Annotated in this window: 4 protein-coding genes; all 4 read left to right on the top strand. The window is 60.7% G+C overall.

Annotation, left to right across the window (positions count from 1 at the left end; all coding sequences use genetic code 11):
* The first annotated feature begins 200 nt into the window (after positions 1–200).
* The 4 genes from FNF32_RS11965 (at position 201) to FNF32_RS11950 (ending at position 4,908) form a co-directional block, all read left to right on the top strand.
* The gene (locus tag FNF32_RS11965; protein ID WP_143796655.1) at positions 201–404 is read left to right on the top strand and encodes a type II toxin-antitoxin system Phd/YefM family antitoxin; all 204 of its coding nucleotides are present in this window, start codon (positions 201–203) and stop codon (positions 402–404) included.
* Between the two features lie 72 nt (positions 405–476).
* Positions 477–2,453 carry a type I restriction-modification system subunit M gene (locus FNF32_RS11960; protein WP_246087813.1) on the top strand — a complete coding sequence of 659 codons (1,977 nt, stop codon included), beginning with the start codon at positions 477–479 and terminating at the stop codon, positions 2,451–2,453.
* Positions 2,450–3,688: a restriction endonuclease subunit S gene (locus FNF32_RS11955; RefSeq protein WP_185961951.1), complete on the top strand. Its 1,239-nt coding sequence runs from the start codon at positions 2,450–2,452 to the stop codon at positions 3,686–3,688. The genes FNF32_RS11960 and FNF32_RS11955 overlap by 4 nt, the downstream gene beginning before the upstream one ends.
* 2 nt (positions 3,689–3,690) lie before the next feature.
* Positions 3,691–4,908, top strand: coding sequence for an AAA family ATPase (locus FNF32_RS11950; protein WP_143796653.1), 1,218 nt, complete (start codon positions 3,691–3,693; stop codon positions 4,906–4,908).
* Positions 4,909–4,949 lie beyond the last annotated feature (41 nt).

Genomic DNA, 4,949 nt, shown 5'->3' with positions numbered 1-4,949 from the left:
TCCAGAGCCCCATCGCCTTCGAGCGAAAGGCCCGCGAAGTGAGCTAAACGCTCTCCACAAAAGCCGGGCAAGTCCACTGACTTCCCATCCGAATGGGAAGCGCAACGCGCTTTGTCTTTGACATGCGACTCAGCAAGTTAGCGTCTATCCATGATCTTTCATCTTGGCTAAAGTAGCTCCAACTCGGGGAGGAGCTCACCATGCAAAGCATGTCGGCGCGCGATGCCAAGAACGCCTTTGGGCGGCTGATCGACATGGCGAGGGCGGAGCCTGTTGCCATCGAGAAGTACGGCCGGTCTGTCGTCGTGGTGCTTGCCGTTGAAGAATTCGAGCGACTGACGGCAAAGGCGAAGAAGCAGGCGGCTTCCGGGGCATCGGGCAAACGCCCGGGGCAAGAAGACTGATCAGCACAACAACAGACCGGACAAACCGGCAGGAGACTGAACGACATGGCAAGCCACTCGGACTTGGCGAACTTGATCTGGCAGATCGCGGACCTCCTGCGCGGGCCCTATCGTCCGCCGCAATACGAACGCGTCATGCTGCCGCTTGTCGTTCTGCGCCGCTTCGATTGCGTGCTGGCTGACACCAAGGACCAGGTTCTGGCGGAGTATGCGCGGCGCAAGGGTGGTAAGCTGGAAGACGATGCTCTCGACCGGATGCTGAACAAGGCATCGGGGCACCGCTTCCACAACCGTTCGCCGATGACGTTCCAAACGATGATCGGCGATACCCCCAACTTGGCACGCCACCTCTCGTCATACATCGGCGGCTTCTCGGCTAACGTCCGGCGGATTTTCGACTTCTTCGAGTTCACCAACGAAATCGAGAAGATGGACGAGGCGAACATCCTCTATCTGGTACTGAAGGAATTCCTGAAGGTCGATCTGCATCCCGACCGGGTGAAGAACGATCAGATGGGTCTCGTATTCGAAAACCTCATCCGACGCTTCAATGAACTGGCCAATGAAACCGCGGGCGATCACTTCACGCCGCGCGAGGTGATCCACCTCATGGTCGATCTTCTCTTCATGGATGCCGACGACGTGCTCAGCAAGCCAGGCACCGTCATGCGCATGCTCGACCCGGCGTGCGGCACGGGGGGCATGCTGGCTGAGGCACAGCGCTACATGCGCGATCACCACAAGGAAGCGAAGCTCTACGTCTACGGCCAGGACTACAACAAGCGGGCCTTCGCGACGGCCGCATCCGACATGCTCATGAAGCAGGTTGACCACAACGGCGGCGGAGAGAACGTCCAGTACGGCGACAGCTTCACCGACGACAAATTCGAAGGACAGACTTTCGACTACTTCATCGCCAACCCGCCCTTCGGCGTGGACTGGAAGAAGCAGCAGAAGGAAATCGTCCGCCGCCACGAGAAGGCCCCGCAGGACAGCCCGTGGAGCGCTGGCCTGCCGCGCGTCAACGACGGCTCCTTGCTGTTCCTGCAGCACATGATCTCGAAGTTCGAGGACGTGGATCCCAAGTCGCAGAAGTACGGCTCGCGGGCGGCCATCGTGTTCTCGGGCTCGCCCCTCTTCACCGGAGGCGCGGGCGGTGGCGAAAGCAACATCCGCAAGTGGATCATCGAACGCGACATGCTCGAGGCCATCGTCGCCCTGCCGGAGCAGATGTTCTACAACACCGGGATCGGCACCTACATCTGGGTCGTCACCAACAACAAGCCCGACCATCGCAAGGGCACCATCCAACTGGTCGACGCGCGCGACATCTGGATGCCCATGGGACGCAGCCAAGGCGACAAGCGCCGCAAGATCGGCGCGGGCAAGGCGCCCGAAGGGGATGATCGCCCGGACGAACCCGATCAGATCGCCGAGATCGTACGCCTCTATGGCGGCTACGGGCAGAACGCCAAGTCCAAGATCTTCGACAACGCCGATTTCGGCTACACCCGCGTCACCGTCGAGCGTCCGCTGCGGCTGCGCTACCGGATGACCGTCGAGGACAAGGCCCGCTTCCTCGACGCGGCGCCCCATCTGCTCGATGACATCCAGGCGATCGACCAGGCACTGGGGCGCGATCCGGAACGGGACTGGAACAAGGTCTGGGCCAGCATCGAGAAGCTGTTGAAGAAACGCGAGTCCCGCTGGCGCGCGCCCGAGGTCAGGCTATTCCGCAACGTCTTCACCGAGAAGGATCCGGAGGCCGAAAAAGTCAGTGAAGGCAAGGGATTCGAGGCCGACCCCGACCTGCGCGACTTCGAGAACGTGCCGCTGAAAGAGGATATCGACGCCTACTTCGCGCGCGAGGTTCTGCCGCATGTGCCCGATGCCTGGATGGACCGGAGCAAGGACAAGGTCGGCTACGAGATCAACTTCAATCGCCACTTCTATCAGTTCACGCCGCCCCGCAGGCTGGTCGACATCGACGCAGACCTGAAGAAGGCGGAGGACGAAATCCTGCGGCTCTTGCGGGAGGTGACGGAATGATCGGTGGCGAATGGATTCGAACGCCGCTCCCTAACGACTGGCGGACTGCCCGCCTACGTGACCACGTGCGGATCACAAATGGGTATCCTTTTGACTCGAAGCAGTTCTCGGACTCGGACGGGATGCCACTCGTTAGAATTCGCGACATCTTCAATCGGGAAGCGGAAGTCTTCTTCTCGGGAGAACCGGTTCCAGATGCAATCATCGAAAGCGGTGACATCCTCGTTGGGATGGATGGCGACTTCAATGCAGCAATGTGGCAAGGCGGGAGGGCGCTGCTCAATCAACGGGTATGCAGACTAGAGCCGGGGCCGACTGTTGATCGACGGTTTTTGCTATATCTCCTTCCTGCGCCATTGCGGCTGATCAACGAGTTTACCTATTCCACAACGGTCAAGCACCTTTCATCGTTTGACATCCAGAAAATCCACTTTCCGTTTCCCGATATTTCAACCCAGACAGCAATCGCAGACTACCTCGACAGCGAAACCGCCGACATCGACGCCCTGATTGCTGCCAAGCAAAAGCTGCTTGACCTGATGGCCGAGAAGCGGCGCGCCATCGTGGCCGAGGCCGTCATGCGCGGCCTCGACCCGTCCGCGCCCCTGCGCCAGTCAGGCATCGACTGGCTTGGCGAAATCCCTGAGCATTGGGAGACAGAGCGGTCGCGCTGGCTGTTCAGCGAACGTGACCAGCGATCCCAGACCGGCGAAGAGGAAATGCTAACCGTCTCTCACCTGACAGGCGTCACCCCCCGGTCCGAGAAGGACGTGAACATGTTCGAGGCCGAAAGCACCGCGGGCTACAAGCTGTGCTTCGCCGGGGACCTGGCCATCAACACCCTCTGGGCCTGGATGGGCGCCATGGGCACCGCCCGCGTCGATGGCATCGTCAGCCCCGCCTACAACGTCTACACCCCGGGCCCCCGCCTCCTGCCCGATTACGTCGATGCGTTGGTCCGCATCCCCGTCTTCGCGCAGGAAGTGACCCGCTACTCCAAGGGCGTCTGGTCCTCCCGCCTGCGGCTCTACCCAGAGGGCTTCTTCGAGACCTGGTGGCCCGTGCCGCCGCTCGATGAACAGCAACAGATCGTCGAACACATCAGCACCGAGACCGCCAAGATCGACCGCCTGCGCACTGCGACCGAGAACTCCATCGCCCTGCTGAAAGAACGCCGCGCAGCCCTGATCGCGGCCGCAGTGACCGGCCAACTCGAAATCCCGGAGGCAGCCTAGCCATGCGGATACGCGAGCTAACGATCCAGAACTATCGGGCCTTCGGTGAACCGCAAACTTTCCCGTTCTCACCGAACTTCACCGCCATCGCCGGTATCAACGGTCGTGGCAAGACCTCGCTCCTCGACGGGTTGGCCCTGCTGGCATCGCGCATCCTGCCGCACATCTCGCCTGCGCGCAGCGGCTATCGCACCCTCGGCCCGCTCGACCTCCATGACGGCCATGGACCACTGTCGCTGTCCATGCGGATCAATTGCGGTGATATCCCGATCGAGTTTGGGGTCTCTCTCGACGAAGATGCGAAGGCCCCGAAGGTCACGAAGCTTTCGCCGGCGGTCAAGAAGGCTGCTCGCAACATCTATGGCGACCCGACCCGGGCCGATGATGCTGCGCCGCTGGTCGTCTACTTCACGACGGACCGGGCTGGCTACCGCCTTCCCAAGAAGCTGCCAACTGCGGTGCCACGCGGCCAGGCTGCGGCCTATGCCGGCGCGCTGTTCAACAGAACGGTGAACTTTCGCGATTTCATGGCGCGTTATCACAGCGCGGTCGTGCTTCAGGAAGAAGAGACGCGCCTCAATCCGAACTACCTCGGCGACCGGGCCGTTGGCGCAATATCGGATGCGCTGACGACCTTCCTTGGTGGATTTCGCAACCTTCGTGTCGAGCAAAGGCCACTCCGGCTTCTCATCGACAAGGACGATCAGAGCTTCGACATTTCCCAACTGTCTGACGGCGAGCGCTCTTTTCTCGCCCTGATCTGCGACCTCGGCCGCCGTCTCGCGCTCGCGAACCCCGAGTTGGCCAACCCGCTGCATGGCGCTGGCGTTGTGTTAATCGATGAACTCGAACTGCACCTGCATCCTAAATGGCAACGGGAGGTCCGCGACAAGCTACTTGCGACCTTCCCGAATGTTCAATTCATCGCCACCACGCATTCGCCCTTCATAATCCAATCGATGAAACCGGGTGAATTGATCAACCTGGACCCTGAGGAGTTTGCCGAGTACTCGGACAAGAGTATCGAGGACATTTCCGAGAACGTGATGGGCGTTGATCTTCCTCAGAAGAGCAAGCGGTATCAGGAGATGATGAAGGCTGCTGAGGAGTATTTCACCTTGGTCCGCCAGCCCTCGCCAGATCGGAAGCTCCTTGCATCGGCGGAGTCGCGGCTCAATGAGCTTGACCTGCCCCCCACGCGATCCCTCAGTCTGATGTAGAGTCTGCCCCACCTGAAGGAGCAGACGAATGAGGAAAAGCC

Origin of the sequence: Paracoccus marinus, assembly GCF_007018965.1 — a bacterium.
Lineage (GTDB): Bacteria > Pseudomonadota > Alphaproteobacteria > Rhodobacterales > Rhodobacteraceae > Paracoccus > Paracoccus marinus.
Note: the sequence above shows the minus strand (reverse complement) of the source record. Positions and strands in the feature narration are given on the sequence as shown.

Excerpts from the sequence above, each read along its gene's own strand:
- FNF32_RS11950 (WP_143796653.1), top strand. The coding sequence starts at position 3,691 with ATGCGGATACGCGAGCTAACGATCCAGAACTATCGGGCCTTCGGTGAA.
- FNF32_RS11955 (WP_185961951.1), top strand. The coding sequence starts at position 2,450 with ATGATCGGTGGCGAATGGATTCGAACGCCGCTCCCTAACGACTGGCGG.
- FNF32_RS11965 (WP_143796655.1), top strand. The coding sequence starts at position 201 with ATGCAAAGCATGTCGGCGCGCGATGCCAAGAACGCCTTTGGGCGGCTG.